A 22200-nucleotide genomic window follows, 5' to 3' on the forward strand; every position below is an offset into this window, starting at 1 on the left:
TACAATTATAAAGGAGGTGGTTTTATGGCAAACAATAAAATACCCAATAGATTAATTGCTGAAAAATCTCCATATTTACTCCAACACGCATATAATCCTGTTAATTGGTTCCCTTGGGGTCAAGAAGCATTTGAAACAGCAAAAAGAGAAGATAAGCCAATTTTCTTATCTATTGGGTATTCGTAGTTTTGCTGTTAATAACCGACTTGCCACTGGTGCCACGTTATGGAAAAAGAATCCTTTGAAGACGGAAAAGTTGCTGAAATACTCAATAAATATTTTGTCAGCATAAAAGTTGACCGGGAAGAAAGGCCTGACATCGACAATATCTATATGTCCATCTGTCAAAGTTTAACCGGGCAAGGAGGATGGCCTCTTACAATAATAATGACTTATGATAAAGAACCTGTATATGCGGGGACTTATCTTCCCAAAATAAGTAATTATAGCGTTTTAGGCCTTATTGACCTATTGGTATCGGCAGAAAAAATCTGGAAGTCAAGAAAGAAAGAATTTATTGAAACTGGAAAAGAGATTGCAAAAAGTATTAACAATAATTTAATCAGATATAAAAACGAAAAATTGCAGCCTAACATATTAGATAAAGCTTACCGGTTTTTTAACTTAAATTTTGATAAAACATACGGAGGATTTGGAACTCGGCCTAAATTTCCCACACCTCATAATTTAAGTTTTTTGCTTAGATACTATAAATATTTCAATGACGAAAATGCTCTGCATATGGTACAAAAAACAATAGAAGGCATGTACAGAGGAGGAATATTTGATCATATAGGATTCGGATTTTCAAGATATTCTACAGACGAAAAGTGGCTTGTTCCCCATTTTGAAAAAATGCTCTATGATAATGCCCTTATATCTCATGTATGTGCCGAAGTCTTTCTTGCTACCGGCAAAGAATTTTTTAAAGATATATCCGAAAAAATATTTGCCTATATTCTAAGAGATATGACTTCTCCCGAAGGAGGCTTCTACTGTGCTGAAGATGCGGATAGTGAAGGCGAAGAAGGAAAATTTTATGTTTGGGATAAAAAAGAAGTTGAAAATTTATTAACTCAGGAGGAATCAAAATTTTTCTCTGATTTTTATAATATAAGCGAAAATGGAAATTTTAACGGTAAAAATATTCCCAATCTTATCGACAAGGATATAAAATCCTTTGAAGAACTGGATAAAAATTTTGAAGGAATAAGAAAAAAACTGTTCAGCTACAGAGAAAAAAGAGTCCATCCTCATAAGGATGATAAAATACTCACAAGCTGGAATGGCCTTATGATAGGAGCTATGGCCTTCGGAGGAAGAGCTTTCGGAGAAAAAAAATATATCGCTGCTGCGGAAAAGTGTGCCGGTTTCCTATTAAACAATATGTTTTCAGATAAAGGACGGTTAATGGAGAGATATAGGGAAGGCAGCATTGATCACTTGGGTTTTATTGATGATTATGCCTTTTTCATATGGGGGCTTATAGAACTTTACGAAGCCACACTAAATATAAAATATCTTGAAAATGCGGTAAATTTGAATAATCAAATGACTGAATTGTTTTGGGATGAAAAGGAAGGCGGATTTTATCTGTACGGGAAAGATAGCGAAAATCTTATAATCAGGCCTAAGGAAATCTATGACGGAGCCATGCCGTCGGGAAATTCCGTAGCTTTATCTGATTTAATAAGACTTAGTAAGCTCACCGAAAATTCCGATTTGTATTCAAAAGCATCGAGACTTTTGGATCTTTTCGGCGGAAATATAAACAGCTCTCCCGAATCACATATAAACTTCCTGTCCGGGTATATGTTCATGAAATTAAAAGGAAGCGAGATAGTAATTGCAGGGGAACCGGAAAATCAAAATACAATAAATATGATAAATGAAATAAACAGAAGGTTTCTTCCTTTTACTGTTTTTATATTAAAGGACAGCAAGCAGACAGATGCCTTTGTATCTTATAAAACCACCGCTTATGTCTGTAAAAATTTCAGCTGCTATGAGCCTACCACCGATATAAAAACTTTTTGCAGACTTTTAGATGAGTAAAACTATATGTAAATTAAAAACACTCCTTCGTAAAACAGGAGTGCTTTTAAATCATTTATTTTATCTCCATATAATCTTCCGTACTCATATGGCCGTAGTATGCCACTGACATTATATCTTTGCTGATCAACGTTTCTTTACCATTTTCAAGTTTCCAAAGAGAGACGATAAAATTTTCATCATTTGATTCTTTCATATCCCATCTTAAAAATATAAGAGTTTTCCCATTATTTATATATCTCGGTCCGAAATCAAATCCGTCTTTTGCCGTAGTCAATTCCGTAACTTCCTTTGTAGCGATATTCTGAGCATATATTTTTTGTCTTCCTTTTTGGAAAAAATCTTTTCCATCGAGAACATCGGTAACAGCCGGAGAAGCAGAATATACTATATATTTTCCGTCAGGTGAAAAGGTTGGTGTCATGGCATTCACATTTTTGTCGGAAAGCCTTTTAAATGAATGATCTTTGACATCCAAGATTCCAACGCTGTTTCCATTCCATATCATTCTTCCCGAAGTTTGGGTAAACGCCAATTGAGTATTGATAATCGGCGACGGTGAAATATTATCATTATTGCATGTAGTAGAAACATTATCAAAGCTTATGAATTTCTTATTCTTAACATCATATACTCCGAAGGGTACCCCGTCTGCCGACATGGAACCTGAATGAAAATGTTTAAATATATAAACATAAGAGCTGTCATATGATTTTCCGGCAATTATAGGCATCATTCCTGCACCTGTTCCTCCGTCCTCATCCCAGTCTGCAGGGATATCAGGAATAACAATTTCTTCATTTCCGGTTTTTAAATCTATGGACACTATACCGAAGCACTTAACATATCTTCCCGGATCGTTAGGTTTTGTATATTCTTTATATTTTTCTGCCAAAAGGTTATTATCGGATATATAAATCATATTGGAATAATACTCTGCTCCCTTCTTTATCGCGTTTGTAATCCCCTTTTGAACATCATAAGTATATAATCCTCCCTTTTCACTTGAATAAACTATTCGTGAATTATCAATCCAACTGTAATATTCACCGTTCATATTCTCAAATTTACTTGATACCAAATTTAGATTTCCTTTTAGATCAGTGATACATATGGAATTACCCCGTACAAATACAACATGTTCCCCATTCGGAGAAAATTTCGGGCCAACTATCTGACCATCACAAAGTTTGGAATCAATCGCCTTATTCAAATCAATCAAATACAATCCGTCATTTTTTACAACAGCAGCACTTGTTTCCGGTTTAATTTCTGCTGATGGTGATGGACTGCTCTGAACAGGCTGAACCGACGATTGATTAATTAAAACAGATGACAAAACAATTAAAACCAATAAATTAAACTTTTTCAAATAAATCCCCCCAGATCATTAAAAATTCCGTTAATATTAATTTACCACTCATATATTATTTTATATAATCCGGTTAAAAAGGTATTTAAAAGATATTTACATTATGGTTACAAATAAGTTACAAAATCCACGCTAAATTATTATTCGTCTAAAATACCCTGCTCAATTTCTTATTTTTTTTATACTTATTATTGACAAATATATGAAAAATACAGTAAATAATAAAGTTGAAATCAACATCTTTATATATTCCGATACTTTAAGCATTTCTGTTTCATTTGACGACATTCCCTTTATCAATAATGAATTTGGTAAAAAATATACCAGATTTTCTCCCAAGCCCTTAAAAACATAAAATCCGATTCCGATAAAACATAAAAACAGGGCAATGCCTACAGGAACAGAAAAAGATTTTATATTCATAGATATAAAAGATTGCATGCTGCAAACAGAAATAGATATGATCCAGCTTATTCCCACCCAAATAAATACTTCAGGGGGAAATTCGGTTTTAAATCCGAATACAAATTTTCCCGTTACATAATAAAATATCAAGAATATCGCTTGAATACATAATGAAACTATAGATATGGAGACAATTTTTGAGATAATAAGTTGTAAATATGAATAGGGTAAAGCTAAAATCCTGTTCCAATTATTATCCTTATGTTCCATTCTCCAACTATAAGAACATATAATTGCAATGGTAATGGTATAAAAAAAGAAACCGTAAAATAAACTTACTTGAGTCCATAAAGAATACCACTCGCTTTTTAATATCTCTCTATTCAAATAGTAATTTCCGCTTCCTAAAAAAACAGAAATCATTGGTATAATAACTGCCGAAGTCCATATATTTGACTTTTTTAATTTCATAAATTCTATTCTGATTAAATTCATCATATGCCCTCCTAAAAATCTAATTTTTTCAGCTTTCGGCGACTCCATACAAACACAAAGATGCCGAGTAAAGCAGAAACCAAAAGAGGATATAACCTCATAGGAACTAATTTCAGCCCCCATTGGTCTTTCCCAGTCTTAACAAATTCTGTCGATATAAGATGAGCATAATAAGAATAAAGTATAAACCGACTAATGCCGAAGGGTAAAAGTATTCCTATAATTCCAGATAAGGAGCCGCATACACTAAGAGCTAATCCAATAAGCTGATTTTCATAACGCATAGCCAAAAAATAATGGATAGTCATAATGGCAAAACTTATGGCTATAATGGAAATTAAAGTCACAGTTAATCTCTCTACTGGTATTGGCATAGTTATTCCGACTTTTCTTCCTACCAGCACAAGCAAAATTCCTTCCAAAATTTGAAATATAATATATTTTAGGAAGATGGATAAAAATTTAATATCAAATATTTCCTCCATAGTCCATCCGGAAGTCTTTAACACCTTCCACATATCTCCCCTATTTTCTATATCAGCTACTCTGCTTGTAATGACTGCAAGTAAAGTCGGCATAAAAATTGTTTTTGCTATTAAATAACTATTTATCAATTGTAACCACGAATAGCTTTCCGGTTTATTTATTGTACTCTGAAAATTCGAATCCAAAGCTGTCATAATAACTATCCCCATATCCATAAATAAAAATAAAAGAAATATAAGCGATAGATATAGATGGCGGTATTTTTTATTTTCCACTGAAAATTTTTTTATTTTATTTATCACAGAATTCACCTCTTTCTTATAAACTTTTCTTTCCTGTCAATTGAATAAACAACTCTTCCAATGATTTTGTCCTCTCTTCCATCCGATACAGTTCTATTCCGCTATCAATAATTTTTTTTGCACAATAGGCAGTTTCACTATCGGATAAATCTGATATTAATACTCCTTCTTCCCTAAGTTCAGAATTTTTTTCCTTAAACAGTACAAAAGTCTTCTGCGGATTGGATGTTTTAAAATAAATACTTGGATGGTTATCTCTTTTCAGTTCTGCCAAACTTCCTTCAAAAATCATATGACCTTTGTTTATGATACCGATACTGCTTACTACTTTTTCTACTTCATCTAAGATATGGCTGGACATCATAACTGTCATTCCGTAATCCTTGGGAAGAGTCTTTATTAACTTCCTCATTTCTTCCATTCCCGCAGGATCAAGTCCGTTGGTCGGCTCATCTAATATAATAAGCTTTGGAAAATTAGAAATGGCCATAGCTACTCCCAGCCTTTGCTTCATGCCAAGAGAATAGTTTTTTACCTTTTTATTCATGTGGTTCTTTAGACCTACAATTTGAATAGCCTTCTCTATATTTTTTTTTGGTACATCCTTTAAAACCTGTATAATTTCCATATTCTCCATTCCCGTCAAATGAGAATAATATGAAGGGCCTTCAATCAATGAACCTATCTGTTGTAGAAGCGCTACTCTCGTATTATCATTCATTTCTCTTCCCATAATTTGAATTTTACCGTCAGTAGGTGTGACAAGAGATAAAATCATCTTCATGGTTGTAGATTTTCCGGCACCGTTTGGTCCGAGAAATCCATATATTTCTCCCTCTTTTATCCGTAAGGAATCAATATTGACAACTGTTTCTCTGCCATATTTTTTTATAAGATTTTTAATTTCAATCATCATGGTCATTTTTATTCCTCCTTTTCTGAGACTACAGCATATCAGAAAATCCTTACACTGCCCTTGCAGCATCCTTAAATTTACCTTAAATTTGCGAATAATTTTTTTTACAAAATAATATTATGATATAATTCCATTGGAAGGTGGTATTATTGAGTAATATGGATTATCTTAAAACCAAACATATCCTTCTTGTTGACGACGAAAAAGCATTGTTAGATCTGCTTCAGACTATTTTGCAAGAAGAAGGTTATACCAATATAGCAAAAGCAAAAAACATGGGTGAAGCTTTAAATAGTTTTTATGAGTTCAAACCGGACATAATTATTTTAGATATCATGCTGCCTGATGGAGACGGTTTTCAATTTCTAAGTAAAATCAGAAAATTATCGGATGTCCCTGTTCTCTTTTTATCAGCAAAAGATGCCATGAACGATCAATATCAGGGTTTTTCATTAGGTGCGGATGATTACATTACAAAACCTTTTCTTCCCAAAGATTTGGTCCTCCGTCTTCAAGCTGTTCTCCGAAGAACTTATAAAGAAAAATCGGAAACTATAGTTTTAAAATATTCGGAAATTCGATTTGAAACCGGAGAGATCATAAAGGGTAAAGAGGTTTTTGTTCTTACTAAAAAGGAATTTTCCATCCTTCAAACCTTATATCAAAATTCAAACCGTATTGTTACAATAGACGGCTTGTGTCAAGCTGTCTGGGGGGATGCTTATTTTGGATATGAAAACTCATTAATGGCACATATCAGAAGAATTCGTGAAAAAATAGAAAAAAACCCTTCCTGTCCCGAATCCCTAATCACCATTAAGGGCTTAGGATATAAGCTAATTGTGGAAAGGAGATAAAAACATGCAATCTACAGTACGATTTATCCGCAGAAACTTACTTGCTTTTTCTCTTTCCTTGTTTATTTTATTTATTATCAATTTAATATTATTCACTTATTTGAACTATAAAGCTATCAGTATCACTGCTTCTATCATTCCTCCGGATGAACTTAGCAATAAATTAATAGATCAAATCAATCAAAATAATTCAGTTGTAGTTATAGATAAGAACGATCTTGCACTGCTTGAAAAAAATAAAATTTGGGCTATGGTCATTGACGATAAAACCGGAAAAGTAATATGGAGTAAGGATTTACCGAAAGAAATTCCAATAAAATATTCCATAAAAGACGTTGCTTTGTTTACCCGATATTATCTAAAAGACTATCCCGTTTTCACTTATATAAATAATAAAGGACTTTTAGTACTGGGTTATCCTAAGGACAGCTATGGAAAGATTCCTACTAATGCTTTTCACGTGCGGATAGTACAAAATTTGCCCCGAAATATAATGTATTATTTACTGTTTAATTTATTGGTTGTTTTCATCCTCTATATGATATCAAAAAGAAAACTATTGCAATCTATAAATCCCATTACTAATGCTATATGCCGGATTTCAAACGGAGAAAAAATTCAATTGAAAGAAAATGGGGATTTGTTGGATATCAAAATAGCTGTTAATAAAACATCAAAACAGCTATTAGAAAAAGATTCCATGAGAACAAATTGGATTGCCGGAATCAGTCATGACATAAGAACGCCCCTGTCTCTGATTATAGGATATATTGATCGTCTTTCCCAAAGTAAGCATCTTGACGATATAGAGAAAAAAGAGCTGGAACTAATTCAAAGTAATAGTGTTCAAATTCAAAATTTAGTTAATGATTTAAATTTAACCTCACGATTAGAATATAATTTAGTGCCTATGAAAAAAAAGGATATTTCTATTGTAAAAATCCTGCGGGAGGTTATTGTAGATTATATGAACCATGAAATCTACAGTTCCCTGTACGATTTCAATTTTATTTCCGATAGTATTCCTTCCTCCACTATGGTAAACGGGGACGAAAAACTATTGGAGCGAGCTTTCAGAAATCTCATTTTAAATTCCATAAAACACAATCCACAAGGGTGCCAAATTCAAATAGAAATTACTATGAATACCGCCGAAGTTAATGTTGATATTTCTGATAATGGAGTTGGCGTTTCTGAAGAAAAATTGAAGCTTTTAAACTATTCGGTAACAGAACTTATCAAAAGAAATACTAAAACTGAAAGATCTCATGGATTAGGTTTGTTGATTGTAAAACAAATTATTGAATTACATGAGGGTTCCGTTAACTTTAGAAGTGTTGAAAGCCACGGGTTCAAAACGAGGATAACTTTGCCTTTGCATAACAAAAATAAGACCTAGTTCTGTAAATCGCTTGGGGTAGAACTAGGCCAACGGCGGGCTTATTAATCTAATTTAAGCTTACTATACTTAGTATAACAATTATCCATATAAAAATCGTTACAAATGAGTTACAAAAACTTATACAGAAAAAATTTTTCACACTGCTCAGGTGATTTAGCATAACATGATCTTCTATACCTTTTTTCTAAACGAACTCCCGTCCGATTATTTTATATATCCTTTTCATATCAAGGCTGTTCCTTACTATATCCGCCAATTTATTCAATTCCTTATCTCTGAGGCTTTCATAAATATCGGATCTTCTAAGAGGAAGCCCTTTTTTGCTTCTTATATTGTTAAGTATATATTCTCTAAATTCCGTACCATCAAATATCCCGTGAATATATGTTCCCATTATATTGCCCTTTTCATTTACGGTGCCATCAGGATAATTCGCTTTTTCTCCATTCTTGTCCACAATTTCAAATAATTTTTTAGCCTTATCCCCATATTCACATATTCCCATATGTATTTCGTATCCATAAACCTTCATATTGCCTTTCAATCCTATGGTTTCCGCTTCTATTCTGGTTGTGGTTTTTTCTTCATTAAACACAGTCCCTATGTCTAAAAGGTCCATCCCTTCTATTTCCTTTTCATCCGTTTCAACTCCATAGGGATCTTTTATCCACCTTCCAAGCATCTGATATCCTCCGCAGATCCCTATGATATTCCCGATATTTGAATATTCCTTAATTAAATCTTCCAAGCCTGTTTTTCGCAAGGCTATAAGATCCCCTATGGTGTTTTTGCTTCCCGGTATAATAAGTATATCCGGATTCCCAAATTCTTCTTTGGATTCTATAAACCTTATAGATACATCTTTTTCGTTTTTTAACGGATCAATATCCGTAAAGTTCGAAATATGAGGAAGCTTTATTACAGCTATATCTATAGGGGCCGTCACTTTCTTGCTGAATTCTATTGCCCCGTCTTCGTCTTCTAACATAAGCCTAAAATAAGGGACTACTCCAAGGCATGGTATATGGATAATATCTTCAAGCATGGTAAGACCGGGCTTCAATATTTCCACATCCCCCCTGAATTTATTAATTATTGTCCCTTTCACTCTCTTGCGTTCTTCATTGTTAAGTAAAAGCATAGTGCCTGCTAAAGAAGCAAATACCCCTCCTTTATCTATATCCCCTACAATAAGTACGGGAGCATTGGCTATTTCAGCCATTCCCATATTCACTATATCCTTATCTCTCAAATTTATCTCAGCAGGGCTTCCCGCCCCTTCTATAACGACTATATCAAATTTCCTTTCCAGGTCCTCAAATTGTTCTTTAATCATATCTTTAAACATGGATTTCATATTATGATACTCCATAGCCGTAAAATTTCCATAGACATTTCCATTTACAATTACTTGGCTTTTCTTATCCGAAGTAGGTTTAAGAAGTATGGGATTCATATAAAATTCCGGTTCCAGACCACAGGCATATGCTTGAAGTACCTGAGCCCGGCCCATCTCCTTTCCCGTTAAAGTTATATATGAATTTAAAGACATATTTTGAGATTTAAAGGGTACCACCTTAAAACCGTCCTGAGTGAATATCCTGCAAAGAGCTGCAACTAAAACACTTTTACCAACTGATGAAGCCGTCCCTTGTATCATTAATTTAGACATTTTACTTATCCCCTTTATAGTATTATATTTTCTAATATGAAACTCAATATTCCTTTAATTAGCTGTCAAAACCCTTTTCACCATCTTAATCTCAGCTCTATTATTAACAATCATCTTGAATTTTTATTTTAAACATATAGTTCCTACAATTCCGGCAATTAATGTAAGAAGTATTGGGTTTAAATCAAACTTTATATTCAAAAAAGCTGTAACAACAAAAATTATAAGAGAAACAAAGGAAACAGTCCCCAACGGATCTGAAAATAAATTGCTTATCTGCTGCCCCGGTAATAAAATAATTCCCAAAGCAATAGTAAGAGCTGCTGCTGCAATTAATCCCACGGCGGCAGGTTTAATTCCGGACAAGATGTCATTTACCAAATGACTTTCACGATACCTGGAAAAAAAGCGCATAACTAAAACAACTAAAATAAAAGATGGCAAAGAAACTCCCACAGTAGCAAAAAGAGCACCCCAAAAACCTTCGCTCAGATACCCTACATATGTTGCGGCATTAATTGCAATCGGTCCGGGTACTATCATATCAAGAGCATTTAAATCAGCAAATTGTTCCAAAGTAATACCAAATTTATGTGATTCGCTCAATATCATGGAAAGCATAGCATATCCGCCTCCAAAGCCGGCGAATCCAATTTTTAGAAAACTGAGAAATAGTTCCATAAGTTCCGTAATCATATTCTTTTGTCTCCTCTAATCTTATTTTTCACATTTTGATATATATAGCCTGCTACCCCGGCCATAATAACAACAAATAAGGCACTTACTTGTCCAAATGCAACCATCATAAAGGCTGATATCATAACAATAACGGCAAACCTGCTCTTTAAATTATATCTTCCAAGAGAAAAAGCGGCAGATAGTATCAATGCGGAAGAGGCTGCGCGAATCCCACGAAAGGCTCCCGCTAGAGCACCTTCCTGAGCAACCCTCTGTAACAGAATAGTAGCAACAACCATTAATACAAAAGAAGAAAATACAGCTCCCAATCCGGCGACCAGCATACCTATAATTCCTGCAGCGCTATATCCTACAAAAGATGCACAGTTTAATGCAATAACTCCCGGTAAAGTCTGGGAAAGAGTAGCATATTCCATAAAAGAATCTTTATCTAAAATTTTATATTTTTCTACAATATCCTTTTCAATGACAGGTAACATGGCAAGACCTCCTGCAAATGTAAAAGTACCTGCTTTGAAAAAAATATAGAACAATCTCCATAATATAACAGCATCTTTTTTTTTCATAGAAACCTCCAATGTTATTATTGCAGCAAAGCCTTCTCATCTCTTTCTGCTAACTTTTTATAATGTTTGTACAATATTCCAAAACGATATGGATATCCATTATGCCATGGCTTCTGTTTACCACAAAAATGCATAATGACGGTATTATAAATAATATATTCCATATTGACTTTTCCCTTTGTACTAATTAAATATGCACTATATCGGCGGGCATCATAATTATATAAACATTCATCCAAAGGCATAATTTTATCCCAATACAAGCCGTTAAGCACATCCTGATCCGGCAATATTAATTCACTGGCATGTTCTTCCACATAGCCTGATATCTCTGATATATCCATATCCTCACGTAATCGTTTTATATTCATTAACAGCACACCTGAATTGTAATATCTGTCTCCATCTGTTTTAAGACGTATTTTATTAATATATCCTATCATCATTTTATCATGAGCCGCAGCCGCAAATAAATAATCCCCAAGATCAATGTTGTATAATTTTTCAATTGGATTAAGTACTAAAATGTCAGGATCAAGATAAAGTACCTTATCTACTGTTGAAGGCAAAACAGTATAAGCAAAGAGGCGATAATACATTTCCTTGCTATAATAAAAATTAACAGGTGCATTAGAAAAAGTATCAGAATTAACAGGCAGTGGATATAGAGTATGACCGAAATATTTAACAAATGCTGCAAGATCCTTTATTTCATTTTCTCCTATATCCGTATACATAATATAAATAGTCAATTGTTTCTTACAATTGTCAAATAACGAACGCAGCATGACCTTAAGTGTCGGTACATAAGCTTCATTCAACGTTACTAATAAGTTCATCAATACTACACACCCCTTATATCATAATGTGTTTTTTTCATAACCCATAGGAAAGTCCTATTTGTCTTAATTATACTTGATTTTAAATGGGTTTCAAAAAAAGCTTCTTCTTTCATCTATTAATTATAACGAAACAAATATTAAAAATACCGCTACCTTTCTTTCCTATTAATTTTATCATATTTTTATTCTTTAGTGTACAGCTCACAATCGGAATTTATATATATTGTATTTAGTGTACAATTATTTTTTATATACAGGATAATATAATAAAATTAGAGGAGTATTAGTGAAATATTAAGATTTTATTAGAATTTAAAAAATTATATAAAAGAAGGTCAGCAGAGCATTAAAGGCAAATTAATATTATAATTTTATATTAAAATTTATAGCTAATTATAAATATAGATTTTTTTAATCTTCCCATCTAATTTAGTTTTACAATTGACCTATTTATGATAATATTATCATAATAATGTTTTTTAAAGGGAGTGATTAAAGTTGAAAGAAGACAGCTCAACAATTTGTTGGAATAATATTGGAGAAGAATGGGCAAAGTTTTCTGAAAATAATGATTACAGAAATTATTTTATAATGCCATATACAATCAATCTGATAGGTGACATAGGCAACAAAAAAATCTTAGATTTGGGGTGCGGAGAAGGAGAGTACTCACGAAAACTTGCAAGGAAAGGTGCTGATGTTACCGGCATCGATTGTTCATATAAATTAATCGAAATAGCAAAAACAAAATCCAAAGAGGAAAATTTGAACATTAATTATCTCGTCAGGAATAGCTGTAATTTAGAAAATATAAAAGATAATGCTTATGATATAGTCCTATCATCTATGATGTTAATGGATTGTGAAGATCTCAAGGAAACTGTTTCTGAAATATACAGGATTTTAAAGCCCAAGGGCAGATTATTTGCAAGTATTCTCCATCCGTGTTTCAGCGGACAAGCTGCCGGATGGAACAAAGATGACTGTGGAAATCAATTTTTTAAAATAACAGATTATTTCAATCCAAAAATTTATAAAGCAAAAATAAATAACGAATTTAGTAGTTCCGCTGTTTTCAGACATAGAACTTTAGAAGATTACTTTAAAATATTTCTGAAACACAAATTTATCCTCGTAGATTATAATGAACCTGTTCCCGATAAAAAACAAACAGAAATTTCATATAGGATAGCAAGATTAGCGCAAATTCCTCTATTTTTGTTTATGGAATGGGCAAAATAATATGCCGATTTATCTTAGAAATATATTTTATGGAACAAAAGTTTTTCTCCATTCATACTTTATACTGACCCAAATAAGAGCAATACTTGCATAATGAATTTCATACAAAAAGTCAAATTTGGAATGGAGGAAATTCAATGGGAAATATAGCTTTACAAATAGAAAGAACAGCATCAGGTGCGACAGTTGCTTCTACAGCTCGTGTAGTCTTTAATAGTCTTGTATATTCAACGGGAGATATAGATTATAATCCTTCCACGGGTATTATTACCCTTAATAGTACGGGAAGATATATTATAAATTGGTGGGTTGCAATTCAGTCAACAGGATCAGCTAATGGAATGATATTCTCGCTCTTATCTTCACAATCAGATTCCATAACAGGAAGCTCCCCACAAATCGCAGGGCAAGTTAGCGGCATCGGAATTATCGATGTAGTTTCAGCTCCTGTGACACTGTCTTTAATAAATTCAAGTACGGGTACTTTAACCTATTCAGTAGCAATGCCTGTAAAAGCAGGCCTTATGGTATTTAAAGACGAACCTTCAGGAAATTCAAATGATACTACTTCCTTATGTTTTAGTTATGCTCAGTTAGCACATATCATTGAACAGCTCATCACTTTATATTCCGGTAACACCATGTCTGTCTTTACAACAAATGTTAATGTGATAACGGGAATACCTTCTCAATTATATGCCTCTCCTGATGGTGATAATGGAGCAATTTTTATATTAATAGACGACCTTGGGCAATTCCAAGCTGTCCCTATAACACTAATAACAGCAATTTACGTTGGAGACGGAACGGTATATGATGATTCCATCACTTATCTTACACCACCATCACCTCTCCCTAAGGGATGCGACACTGATCTTATTGCCGCTATTCGTGATTATTTACCGCTCTCAACAGAGGTAATAATGCAGATGGGGGCTACTACTCAAGCAAGCGGGGCAATTTATAAAAATGAATATGGTATTCTTGTACTGTCTGATGAAAATGGAAACACTCCTATTTTTATTCCTGTAACCAAAATAGCAAGGATAGTAACGGCTCCCCCAACTCCGTCAAAAAAACCCACACCCGTATCTGTTATAAACAACCCAGAATTAAATGTTCCCAGTAATCCTGATAATCCTAATGATTAATTTTAAATATATAAGCAGATAAAAAACTTGGATATATAATAACCCCTAAGGAAGCGGTAAAGTTACCGTTTCTTTAGGGGTTGATACTTCTTTAGAAACGACTTTTAGTTCTTCATTAATTATCTTTGATATCCTTCACGAATAAAATACCAAGAGTATTTGGACCACAATGGGAAGTTACTGCACATCCTGCCCTTGTAACAAGTATTTCCTTAAATATAAAATTTTCCTTTATGATATTTTTAACCATTTCAATAATATCCCCATCTACGCCGGAATGAGTAATAAATATGCGGGAATAGTCTATATCTGTAGTTGTTTTAAGTCTTTCTTGAACATAATTATAAATAGCATTCTTAAGCTTGCCTCTATACTTTTTGACTAATCTCATATTTCCTTCTAATACTTCTATGCATGGTTTTATATGTAAAATATTAGCTCCCACTACTGTAATAGAAGAACACCTTCCTCCTTTATGTAAAAATTCCAAGCTATCTACTACAAAACTTGTATTCACACAGGGAATTAACTTTTCTAAATTTTTTACAATGTCAGGAGCAGTCAGCCCTCTATCTCTCATTTCACATGCTTTAATAACCAAAAGCCCAATTCCTGTAGAAAGATTTAAGGAATCCAAAACATAAACATTTGAAAGCTCTGAAGCAGCTAATGTGGCATTTTGATATACGCAAGAAACTTGACTGCTTAAACTAATATGTATAACAGAGCAGCCTTTTGCAGTAAACTGTTTAAAAAATTCTACGTATTCCAAAACATTCGTCGCAGAGGTTTTTGGTAATAGACCGGTTTTATCATAGATTCCATAAATATCATCAGGCATTAAATTTACACAATCTTTGTAATCCTTATCTCCTATGGAAACATGCAATGGAATAATTTTGACATTATACTTATCAACAATATCTGCGGACAAATCACATGCACTATCTGATGTTATTACAATGGCTTCACTCACAAATTTGCACCTTCTTTTCTATGATATTTGATGAATCTTTTAGCCCAATATTATTATATTTTGTTATTAGAATGAATACCACAATTTAATATTTTTAAATACATAATATCAAAAAGGCTTGCTTTAATCAATAATAAAAAATAAGAACCATTGAAAGCTCTTTCAATAGTTAATCGTAAAACTAAATTAGACCCTTTTTTGACTTAGAGTCTAATTTAGTTTTACAATTGACCACTTTATTTGAAGATAATATAAAGATTTATTATGTTGTCAATTAAATTTATAATGCTTTTTCCTCTCATCTTATTTCGCTATTTAGGAGGTCTTGCAGAACTACGTCTGCAAATTATATTCAATGCTTTTATTTCCTCGTATACTTTTTCTACTTCCTCTTTAATCTTACTGACGTTGACATTTTTTCTGTTTAAATTATCCATAACTTCTTCAACAGCTTCTGAGTATTTTGCTTTATATTTTTTATTAAGCTCCGTCCAGTTAATTCCTTTAAAATAATCTATAATATCTGAATTTAATGATAATTTTTTCTGCAGCATAAGAACTGCTATTATGGGATATCCTGCATAGCCCCTCCAATAAGAAGCATTATCATTAGACGTATAAACTCCGTTTTCCCATGTGACAGTATATTCCTTTTCTCTATTTGACGACAAAACCGCCGCAGATTCTTTCATTAAAGTTACTCTATTATCCGCAATTGCGCTATATGCCTCATAAATTTTTTCTATAGGCGGTAATTTTTCCATTCTCTGCAACTCCTATCTTTATCCTTTAAAATTCAAATTATCATTTCCTATATGCTTCCCGCAGCATCTTGATTTCCTCCCCATAACCTGATAATTCATTGGGAGTTTCTAAGATAAATGGCAGATGTCGCAGTTTAGGATGATTTATAATTTTAATAATTGCCTCTTTACCGATATATCCTTTTCCAATTTTTTCATGGCGGTCTTTGTGACTTGCAAATGGATTCTTGCTATCATTTAAATGGATTGCATACAATTTATCAAGACCTATAATTCTATCAAATTCATCTAAGACTCCATCTAAGTCATTAACTATATCATATCCGGCATCATAAACATGGCAAGTGTCAAAGCATACACCCATCTTGTCCGAAAGGTCAACATCGGAAATGATTTGTTTTAGTTCTTCAAATCTGCAGCCTACCTCCGTTCCTTTGCCGGCCATTGTCTCAAGAAGAACGATAGTGGTCTGTTCAGGCCTTAATATGGTATTGAGCATATTTACAATATATTTTATTCCTACTTCCGCTCCCTGCTTTACATGGTTGCCTGGATGGAAATTATAAAAGTTGTTAGGCAGATATTCCATTCTGCCTAAATCCTCTGCCATAATTTTAGTTGTAAATTCCCTTATATTTTCATCTGCAGAGCATGGATTCAATGTATATGGTGCATGTCCCAAGATTGCAGTAAATTTGTTTTTCCTTATAATCTCTAATAAAGCTTCCATATCATTTTTATCTATTTCTTTTGCCTTACTGCCCCTGGGGTTCCGAGTAAAAAATTGAAATGTATTTGCTCCTATTTTAATAGCATCTTTTCCCATTGATTCATATCCCTTTGATGCTGATAAATGACATCCTATATTCAACATAGCTGTTCCCCCAACAAAGTTATTATATTCTCGTTTCCTTTTATATTTCCGACGTCCATGATGTACATCTACCATTTTTTTCTATTTCTAAAAGTTTTTCCTTTATATTCAAACCCCCTCCATATCCAACCAAACTGCCATTAGCTCCAATAACACGATGGCAGGGAATAATGATAGGGATGGGATTTCTATTGTTTGCCATGCCTACTGCACGTGAGGCCTTAGAATTATCAACATTTATCGCTATATCTTTGTAGCTTAGGGTTTCTCCGTAAGGAATTGCCTGCAATGCCCTCCAAACTCTTTGTTGAAACTCTGTGCCTTGAGGTACAAGGGGCAAATCAAAACTCTTTCTTTTTCCATTGAAATATTCCTGAAGTTCTCGATTTGCTTTCTTTAACAACGGAGTTTCAAAAACGTTTGTATTTTCAGGAATCTGTTCTCCAAAATTCACACGAATAATCCCGACACCATTTTCGACAATAGTTATTTTACCGATTATCGTCTCATAACAATATGCATTATTCATATTATAAATTCCTCCCGAAATTATTTTATACCAATATGCATACGATAACAAAAACATATCTCAAATTCATTATCCCCATAAATATCCATTATTTTTTTCTTAAAAGCCGTAAGATATGGAATGATTTCATCTCTGTCTGCCCTAATGCTGGCCTGTAATCCTCCATGGCTTAAAGCCATTTCTATAAATCTCTGAGCATTACAGCTTTCACAATTTGAAAAAACAATTTCTCTTGTATATCTGAATCTTCCGAGCTTTTCTATATTTGAAAGATGATTATTTTTATCCCATCTGACAAAACTATCTTTGATGTCTCCATGTGTTGACTCCATTTCTCTTACTTTCTTAAAAAGTTTTTGGTATTCAATCTCTGCCTCCCAATTACATACAGGAGGCCAATCATAATCATAAACCGCAAAAATGCCCCTCATTTTTAATATCCTATATACTTCATTTAAAGTTGTCTCCGGATTCATCCAGTGAAAAGATTGAGAACATGTAATTACATCAGCACAATGATCCTTAAGTCCCGTATCGTCTGAAAATGAAGAAATGAATATTAAGTTGTCTAATGCGGAAGCCTTCTTCTTGGCTTCCTCTATCATATCTATGCTTGGGTCAATTCCAATAACCTTATCACTTACGTTACTCCAAATTATTGTGGAAAGGCCGGTGCCGCATCCCATATCTACAACAAGAGATGGATTATATCCTAAATATTTTAATATAATTTTCTTTACATTTTCCGGACATTTAGGCCTTCCATGATCATAAACATCTGCAAAACCTACAAATCTGTCTGCATTAAGTTGTAAATTTTCTCCCATATAAAATAACTTCCTTCCAAATATATATGTTGAAAAATAATAACTCATCTGAAATAATTTAATCTAAATTCACTTTCATCATTTTTATTTTCACATATATAAATTCTTTACAATTTTAGCATTAATCTAAAATTTCATGTTATTCATTTTATATATTTTATTGTACTATAAATTACCATTATATGCAACTTTATAGATCAATCCCGGCCTTTTGTGCCTGTGAATGCTGAAGTTTTCTGGGAATCGTATAAAGTCTGCCGTCTTTTTGAAAATGAGCTCCCGTTTGTTTAAAATAAAACGGAACACCCTTTTGCAAACATTGTTCTCTGATGTCCAATACCCAGTCATAATTACATATACGAGCATTATCTCCGGATTCGCCGCCGACCGTAACCATTTCAATGGCGGAAGAAAGATAATCAGATAGATGAATAAATTCCAAGATTGGTTCGCATATAATACTTTTATGCTTAATCGGTTCAGCTAAAAATATGGGAAGCCGATAGTCTGCTCTGTCTTGATTTTCAACTGTACAACAAATAGAAACATTGTCATAGCCTTCTTCCCAATCGTTAGGAAGATTTACATGAAAACGATCAATTCGCTTTGTGATGATAAAAAAATGTAAGTCGTGCCTTATACGGATCATTTGCCATACTTCAGCTCTCCACGGATCTGCATCTTCAAGGAAAAAATCAGAGGTAAAACAGGTATAAACTGTTTCGTTGCCGACCAATTTATATCCTCCCGTTCTATTGCGTTTTAAAGGCAAATCAAAATTACCTGTTTTTGCAACTACTGAACTGTTTCTTTCATACTTTGCGTCAATTCGATACACGTAACAATTTTGACATCCTGGGCTGATCTTATGGCAACCATGCCAAGGATTCCAAGAAGACAAGCCAATCACCTTCCCCCGTATTTTTATCATTTTGTCCTGCATTAACGTCCGATAATATATTATAATAACTATAAACATATTTAATATGAATAATTACCATATTGTATTATAGAAAAAACTTGCAATATATTCATGAAAATATTTTATGATGCAACCAAAAATGCCCGAAAAAACATTAAAATCATTCTTTCGAGCATTTGAAGTTAAATAATTGTTGTCACAAATATAACTTCTAACAGTTTCCATAAATATTAATAATTAGATATTACAACAGTTTACCACATATCTCCTGTTGGATTTTAATCAATTAAAAAACTTAGTATTATATTATTTATCATCATTTTTAGAAGTATCTTCTAAATCATCTTCGTTTTTTTCATCATTTTGATTCTCTTCAGGGTTTTCACCATTTTGATTTTCTTCGATTTTTTCATCATTCTGATTCTCTTCAGATAATGTTATTTGATTTTCAGCATTATTTTCAACATTAAATTTTGTTGCTACACCAAATGAGCTTTTTTGCAATATCCATCCCAAGGTAAATAAAATAACTGCAAATGCTGCATATTGTCCGCAGTTTGACATATAAAAATTTGCTATATTATACTTATTTCCGCTGATTACCAACTGACCTTGTGAAACCATCTCAGAAATATATTTGAATGAGCTGACTGCAGACCAAATCGTATAAATTATAAGTAATCCTGACAATACATATAAAACTAAACTTAAAACCGGAATTTTCTTTTTATTCATACTCCACTACCTCTCTATAATTTTTATCCAAAATATTTTATTGCTGTAGCATTTCTGCCTTTACTTTGCAGAAAAATTTTAATATTAAATGATATACTTTTCCCTATTTAACAGACAAATAATTAGAAGAATTTCTCTCGTTTTTTTCAGGTATACCTTTTGCCATATAAATACAGTAGTAAATTTAATATTAAATCAAATTAATAGTTAAATGATTTAACTATTAATAATAAGCATAACAGCTTATTTTTGAAAAGTCAACATATAACATAATCTCACATAATTTCACATAATTTATATTTTTCTGTAATTAAATATAATTGGAATCTTCTACCAAGGTCTGCCACCCGTCAGCCATCCATTTTTCTCCCAATAATCCCTGTCAGTAGGGTTCCATTTACTTTTTTTCTGCATAAGACCCATAATGGAAAATATAATTTTCGTCTTAAGAGTAGGTCTGGCTCTTCCAACGGATTTCTTAATCTTTCGCGAAAGATTATTAACTTCCCTTTCAATTATATTCTTCTTTTCATGGGATATACTATCCCATCCTATAGCCTCAACGGCTTTGCCATAGGAATATATCTTTGGAACACCCCAGTAAAACAGATTATCTTTCATATTTTGATTGGCCTTTTTCATCCCTGCACCAGCAACAGTTGAGATTACAAGACCAACTTTGCTAAACATAGTTTTATTGGGCCTATGGGGCATCCACTGATAGCCGAAGTGGTCAAGCAATGATTTTAACTGACCGCTGATTGAAAATACATACACCGGACTTGATAGAATGATTAAATCCGCCTTCTCCAATGATTCTGCAATGGGATGCACCTTGTCAAAATGAGGACAGGTATTCTCGCCATTAAGAAAACAAGAAAAGCAACCGCAACAATTCTGATCCATATCCCTTGGTAAAAAGAACTCATCTATTTTATCGGAATCATCAGTTAAACGATTCAAAAACAATTTGACGATATGATATGTGCTGCCCTTATGCATTACACCATAGATTACAGTAATATTCAAAATTTCTACCTATCCTCCTATCAGAAGTTAAACTTAATTGCGTTCCTCTGCCGCCACTTTTTTATATAAGAAGCCACCTTAAAAACTTTCTTAGCATAAAATCTCATCTGTTAATATCTTAATATTATTCTTAATTAATTTCTATTAAACTCTGTTTTTGTTTTTCACATTATATAAGACATAGTTATTTAGAGTACATAATATTTTTAACATTTTTTTCGCTAACAAAAACACCTTTAAATTTTTCTATATTAAATCTCTTTGTAAACAGATCACATTTGCATAGGAAAATATAATAAATGTTCTTGCCGCAGCCAAAGAGAGTCTCAAAATTTCCTTGTCCTTTTGAAATTATTAAGTCTGCATCATCAATTATTTCTTTTGATTTCATATTTATCTTGTTCAATTGTGTGCCGGGTATAGCCGTCCCATTTTCTGCAACATTAGCTATATTGCAAAGTCCTACTTCTTTTGCATCTATAATGGTTGCATCATTATATACAGGGTCACCTCTTACAATAACATTTATAATTATGTTTGGGTATATTCCCTTTATTATTTTAATAAATATCTTATCAAAGACTATTTCTCCGGCATTATCAATAATATATGCGATTTGTCCGGCATTTTTTAATTTTTCTACGAAACCTTCGTATTCTTCAGCATCAATTAGTTGCTGTGGAACATCCTTAATTAACTTTCTTAATTCATCAATATCCACTTTATCCATGGCTCCAAAATCAATAAAATTGCCGATCATTGCATATTTTAAAGCCGTAAGAAGTTTATCTTCAGAGTCGTAAATAAATCCTAAGATTTCTTCCTCCATAGAAATTGCAAGAGCATTATACTCTTTTTTTACTTCATAATAAGTATCCCCTAAGTTAAACTCATTATTTAACATTTCAATTATTTTTGAATTAAGATATGGAGAGGTATCACCTTTCTCAGACATTGAGACAACTTTAAATACCTCTTTCATAAACTTCAACTTTTTATCCTTATCAGCCTCATACTTGCTGAATAAAGAATCTGCTTTCCTTACAATACAATAAATACATTCCAATCCTGCATCCATGATT

General features: G+C 32.8%; 21 protein-coding genes and 1 pseudogene. 5 read left to right on the forward strand and 17 right to left on the reverse strand.

Annotation, left to right across the window (positions count from 1 at the left end; translation table 11 throughout):
* Positions 1 to 24: 24 nt before the first annotated feature.
* Positions 25 to 2055: pseudogene (locus EQM13_RS15345) on the forward strand (thioredoxin domain-containing protein).
* A gap of 55 nt (positions 2056 to 2110) precedes the next feature.
* On the opposite strand, the gene EQM13_RS15350 reads toward EQM13_RS15345, so the two are convergent.
* From EQM13_RS15350 to EQM13_RS15365, 4 genes are all read right to left on the reverse strand, one after another.
* Positions 2111 to 3427, reverse strand: a complete 1317-nt coding sequence (locus EQM13_RS15350; protein WP_128753128.1) for a TolB-like translocation protein — start codon at positions 3425 to 3427, stop codon at positions 2111 to 2113.
* A gap of 162 nt (positions 3428 to 3589) precedes the next feature.
* Positions 3590 to 4327 (reverse strand): ABC transporter permease, encoded by a 738-nt coding sequence (locus EQM13_RS15355; protein WP_161567276.1) that lies wholly within the window; start codon positions 4325 to 4327, stop codon positions 3590 to 3592.
* An 11-nt stretch (positions 4328 to 4338) separates the two neighbouring features.
* Positions 4339 to 5115: an ABC transporter permease gene (locus EQM13_RS15360; protein ID WP_161567277.1), complete on the reverse strand. Its 777-nt coding sequence runs from the start codon at positions 5113 to 5115 to the stop codon at positions 4339 to 4341.
* A gap of 16 nt (positions 5116 to 5131) precedes the next feature.
* Positions 5132 to 6037 carry an ABC transporter ATP-binding protein gene (locus EQM13_RS15365; protein WP_128753131.1) on the reverse strand — a complete coding sequence of 302 codons (906 nt, stop codon included), beginning with the start codon at positions 6035 to 6037 and terminating at the stop codon, positions 5132 to 5134.
* 152 nt (positions 6038 to 6189) lie between these two features.
* Here EQM13_RS15365 and EQM13_RS15370 point away from each other — a divergent pair, with 152 nt between their 5' ends.
* Together EQM13_RS15370 and EQM13_RS15375 are read left to right on the forward strand one after the other, a co-directional pair.
* Positions 6190 to 6888: a response regulator transcription factor gene (locus EQM13_RS15370; protein ID WP_206173016.1), complete on the forward strand. Its 699-nt coding sequence runs from the start codon at positions 6190 to 6192 to the stop codon at positions 6886 to 6888.
* 4 nt (positions 6889 to 6892) lie between these two features.
* Positions 6893 to 8287 (forward strand): sensor histidine kinase, encoded by a 1395-nt coding sequence (locus EQM13_RS15375; RefSeq protein WP_128753132.1) that lies wholly within the window; start codon positions 6893 to 6895, stop codon positions 8285 to 8287.
* 187 nt (positions 8288 to 8474) lie between these two features.
* On the opposite strand, the gene EQM13_RS15380 is transcribed toward EQM13_RS15375, so the two are convergent.
* The 4 genes from EQM13_RS15380 to EQM13_RS15395 form a co-directional block, all read right to left on the reverse strand.
* Positions 8475 to 9962 (reverse strand): cobyric acid synthase, encoded by a 1488-nt coding sequence (locus EQM13_RS15380; RefSeq protein ID WP_128753133.1) that lies wholly within the window; start codon positions 9960 to 9962, stop codon positions 8475 to 8477.
* Between the two features lie 123 nt (positions 9963 to 10085).
* Complete coding sequence (locus EQM13_RS15385; protein WP_128753134.1) at positions 10086 to 10658, reverse strand: chromate transporter; 573 nt, start codon at positions 10656 to 10658, stop codon at positions 10086 to 10088.
* Complete coding sequence (locus tag EQM13_RS15390) at positions 10655 to 11227, reverse strand: chromate transporter (protein ID WP_071140689.1); 573 nt, start codon at positions 11225 to 11227, stop codon at positions 10655 to 10657. Before EQM13_RS15390 ends, EQM13_RS15385 begins: the two co-directional genes overlap by 4 nt.
* Before the next feature lie 17 nt (positions 11228 to 11244).
* Positions 11245 to 12066 carry a glycosyltransferase family 8 protein gene (locus EQM13_RS15395; protein WP_071140688.1) on the reverse strand — a complete coding sequence of 274 codons (822 nt, stop codon included), beginning with the start codon at positions 12064 to 12066 and terminating at the stop codon, positions 11245 to 11247.
* Between the two features lie 501 nt (positions 12067 to 12567).
* Here EQM13_RS15395 and EQM13_RS15400 point away from each other — a divergent pair.
* On the forward strand, positions 12568 to 13311 hold the full coding sequence (locus EQM13_RS15400) for a class I SAM-dependent methyltransferase (protein WP_128753135.1): 744 nt from the start codon (positions 12568 to 12570) through the stop codon (positions 13309 to 13311).
* A gap of 137 nt (positions 13312 to 13448) precedes the next feature.
* Positions 13449 to 14462, forward strand: coding sequence for a hypothetical protein (locus EQM13_RS15405; protein WP_206172721.1), 1014 nt, complete (start codon positions 13449 to 13451; stop codon positions 14460 to 14462).
* Positions 14463 to 14577: 115 nt separating this feature from the next.
* On the opposite strand, the gene EQM13_RS15410 is transcribed toward EQM13_RS15405, so the two are convergent.
* From EQM13_RS15410 to EQM13_RS15450, 9 genes are all read right to left on the reverse strand, one after another.
* The gene (locus EQM13_RS15410; protein WP_128753136.1) at positions 14578 to 15438 is read right to left on the reverse strand and encodes a DegV family protein; all 861 of its coding nucleotides are present in this window, start codon (positions 15436 to 15438) and stop codon (positions 14578 to 14580) included.
* A gap of 311 nt (positions 15439 to 15749) precedes the next feature.
* The gene (locus EQM13_RS15415) at positions 15750 to 16202 is read right to left on the reverse strand and encodes a hypothetical protein (protein ID WP_114219195.1); all 453 of its coding nucleotides are present in this window, start codon (positions 16200 to 16202) and stop codon (positions 15750 to 15752) included.
* Between the two features lie 40 nt (positions 16203 to 16242).
* Positions 16243 to 17076, reverse strand: a complete 834-nt coding sequence (locus EQM13_RS15420; RefSeq protein ID WP_114219194.1) for a deoxyribonuclease IV — start codon at positions 17074 to 17076, stop codon at positions 16243 to 16245.
* Between the two features lie 40 nt (positions 17077 to 17116).
* Positions 17117 to 17605 (reverse strand): methylated-DNA--[protein]-cysteine S-methyltransferase, encoded by a 489-nt coding sequence (locus tag EQM13_RS15425; RefSeq protein WP_114219193.1) that lies wholly within the window; start codon positions 17603 to 17605, stop codon positions 17117 to 17119.
* Between the two features lie 20 nt (positions 17606 to 17625).
* Complete coding sequence (locus tag EQM13_RS15430; RefSeq protein ID WP_114219192.1) at positions 17626 to 18432, reverse strand: class I SAM-dependent methyltransferase; 807 nt, start codon at positions 18430 to 18432, stop codon at positions 17626 to 17628.
* Positions 18433 to 18622: 190 nt separating this feature from the next.
* The gene (locus EQM13_RS15435; RefSeq protein ID WP_240662947.1) at positions 18623 to 19363 is read right to left on the reverse strand and encodes a DUF5131 family protein; all 741 of its coding nucleotides are present in this window, start codon (positions 19361 to 19363) and stop codon (positions 18623 to 18625) included.
* A 297-nt stretch (positions 19364 to 19660) separates the two neighbouring features.
* The gene (locus EQM13_RS15440) at positions 19661 to 20089 is read right to left on the reverse strand and encodes a hypothetical protein (protein ID WP_128753137.1); all 429 of its coding nucleotides are present in this window, start codon (positions 20087 to 20089) and stop codon (positions 19661 to 19663) included.
* 330 nt (positions 20090 to 20419) lie between these two features.
* Positions 20420 to 21118: a flavodoxin family protein gene (locus EQM13_RS15445; protein ID WP_128753138.1), complete on the reverse strand. Its 699-nt coding sequence runs from the start codon at positions 21116 to 21118 to the stop codon at positions 20420 to 20422.
* 184 nt (positions 21119 to 21302) lie between these two features.
* Positions 21303 to 22196: a damage-control phosphatase ARMT1 family protein gene (locus tag EQM13_RS15450; protein ID WP_128753139.1), complete on the reverse strand. Its 894-nt coding sequence runs from the start codon at positions 22194 to 22196 to the stop codon at positions 21303 to 21305.
* Positions 22197 to 22200 lie beyond the last annotated feature (4 nt).

Origin of the sequence: Acidilutibacter cellobiosedens (genome assembly GCF_004103715.1) — a bacterium.
Taxonomy (GTDB): domain Bacteria; phylum Bacillota; class Clostridia; order Tissierellales; family Acidilutibacteraceae; genus Acidilutibacter; species Acidilutibacter cellobiosedens.

Excerpts from the sequence above, each read along its gene's own strand:
- EQM13_RS15425 (WP_114219193.1), bottom strand. The coding sequence starts at position 17,605 with ATGAATAATGCATATTGTTATGAGACGATAATCGGTAAAATAACTATT.
- EQM13_RS15380 (WP_128753133.1), bottom strand. The coding sequence starts at position 9,962 with ATGTCTAAATTAATGATACAAGGGACGGCTTCATCAGTTGGTAAAAGT.
- EQM13_RS15385 (WP_128753134.1), bottom strand. The coding sequence starts at position 10,658 with ATGATTACGGAACTTATGGAACTATTTCTCAGTTTTCTAAAAATTGGA.
- EQM13_RS15355 (WP_161567276.1), bottom strand. The coding sequence starts at position 4,327 with ATGAATTTAATCAGAATAGAATTTATGAAATTAAAAAAGTCAAATATA.
- EQM13_RS15420 (WP_114219194.1), bottom strand. The coding sequence starts at position 17,076 with ATGTTGAATATAGGATGTCATTTATCAGCATCAAAGGGATATGAATCA.
- EQM13_RS15395 (WP_071140688.1), bottom strand. The coding sequence starts at position 12,066 with ATGAACTTATTAGTAACGTTGAATGAAGCTTATGTACCGACACTTAAG.
- EQM13_RS15430 (WP_114219192.1), bottom strand. The coding sequence starts at position 18,432 with ATGGGAGAAAATTTACAACTTAATGCAGACAGATTTGTAGGTTTTGCA.
- EQM13_RS15450 (WP_128753139.1), bottom strand. The coding sequence starts at position 22,196 with ATGGATGCAGGATTGGAATGTATTTATTGTATTGTAAGGAAAGCAGAT.
- EQM13_RS15365 (WP_128753131.1), bottom strand. The coding sequence starts at position 6,037 with ATGACCATGATGATTGAAATTAAAAATCTTATAAAAAAATATGGCAGA.
- EQM13_RS15405 (WP_206172721.1), top strand. The coding sequence starts at position 13,449 with ATGGGAAATATAGCTTTACAAATAGAAAGAACAGCATCAGGTGCGACA.
- EQM13_RS15440 (WP_128753137.1), bottom strand. The coding sequence starts at position 20,089 with ATGAATAAAAAGAAAATTCCGGTTTTAAGTTTAGTTTTATATGTATTG.
- EQM13_RS15415 (WP_114219195.1), bottom strand. The coding sequence starts at position 16,202 with ATGGAAAAATTACCGCCTATAGAAAAAATTTATGAGGCATATAGCGCA.
- EQM13_RS15375 (WP_128753132.1), top strand. The coding sequence starts at position 6,893 with ATGCAATCTACAGTACGATTTATCCGCAGAAACTTACTTGCTTTTTCT.
- EQM13_RS15435 (WP_240662947.1), bottom strand. The coding sequence starts at position 19,363 with ATGATAAAAATACGGGGGAAGGTGATTGGCTTGTCTTCTTGGAATCCT.
- EQM13_RS15370 (WP_206173016.1), top strand. The coding sequence starts at position 6,190 with ATGGATTATCTTAAAACCAAACATATCCTTCTTGTTGACGACGAAAAA.
- EQM13_RS15390 (WP_071140689.1), bottom strand. The coding sequence starts at position 11,227 with ATGAAAAAAAAAGATGCTGTTATATTATGGAGATTGTTCTATATTTTT.